The following is a 1,008-nucleotide window of genomic DNA, read 5'->3' as shown; positions in this document are numbered from 1 at the left end:
CGGCTCAACCTTTCTAAAGTGCAGTTCCCGTAGGTTCGTTACGTACATTATAACAAAATATTTAATATTTGAGAATAGTTTGTTTATTTTTGCTTACTATATATATTAGGATATTTGTCAGTTTTCCGCTCCGATACTGCTGTTTGAATGAAGTTCAATTATTTTGTCATTTATTGTTTCGGGGATGTGGATGTTGGCAATCTGCCAGCGTCATGGTTATTTGACTTTATTGGCGGTCTGTGCTATTGTAAAAATCAATAGAGGCAGCGAAGTCCAAACGGATACTGGTGGATTCGTTTGGGCTTTTTTGCCTGATGGTGATGATGAGGCAGAGATTTAGGGAGCAGGCGCAGGACGGTTCACGAGTTTTGCCACTTCTTTGGGGATATTGTTCAGTGCCGTGGCCAGCACTTTGCCGAGCATAGCGCTGCTGGCGGCCCTGACTGGCTGTTCCTATGGGGGCGCGGCAGTCATGTTGCTGTTACTTTTTCAGCCGCAAATCCCCGGACGGCCGCCGTTGGTTTGATATTGGCGGCCTTTGTGGTGATTCCCGTTGGCGTGCCTTGTGCCATGATGGGTATCTATATGCAAGCGGCTCATCCGGAAATTTCCAGCTGTGGCAGGAAGGAAGAGAATGTCATTTTCAGGAAAAGCCTGATTAGGGCAGGGATTATGCGGTTTTATGCATTGCAAATAATTGGATCATTACCCCAGACAGCATCTGCAGGAATAAAAATTAACAGATTATTAAGTAAACGTGTATTTTGTTCGATATAAACAGTAACATTGCGAAGATTTTGGCAGGTAAAATGGCCTTCTTCGAGGTGTTTTGATTAAGTATGGGAGGAAATGATTATGAAAAAACGTATTTTTGTTCTGTTGTCTGTGCTGATGCTGGTGCTTTCCGGCTTATGTATAGTAAAATAGTATATTAAAAACATTAAATCAAAGTATATATTTTGTATAATACATGGTATAATATAACCAAGGAAGGAGGATTGTACCATG

General features: G+C 41.7%; 2 protein-coding genes. Both read left to right on the top strand.

Features of this window, described 5'->3' with window-relative positions:
• The first annotated feature begins 163 nt into the window (after positions 1 to 163).
• Entirely contained in the window at positions 164 to 340 is a 177-nt protein-coding gene (locus tag BUB68_RS15365; RefSeq protein WP_178139558.1) for a hypothetical protein, read from the top strand.
• Between the two features lie 39 nt (positions 341 to 379).
• Positions 380 to 526: a hypothetical protein gene (locus tag BUB68_RS15360; protein WP_178139557.1), complete on the top strand. Its 147-nt coding sequence runs from the start codon at positions 380 to 382 to the stop codon at positions 524 to 526.
• Positions 527 to 1,008: the final 482 nt, after the last annotated feature.

Source organism: Pseudoselenomonas ruminantium (assembly GCF_900142515.1).
GTDB classification, from domain to species: Bacteria; Bacillota; Negativicutes; order Selenomonadales; family Selenomonadaceae; genus Selenomonas_A; species Selenomonas_A ruminantium_D.
The sequence above is the reverse complement of the archived record's forward strand: the minus strand, read 5'-3'. Positions and strand labels throughout refer to the sequence as shown.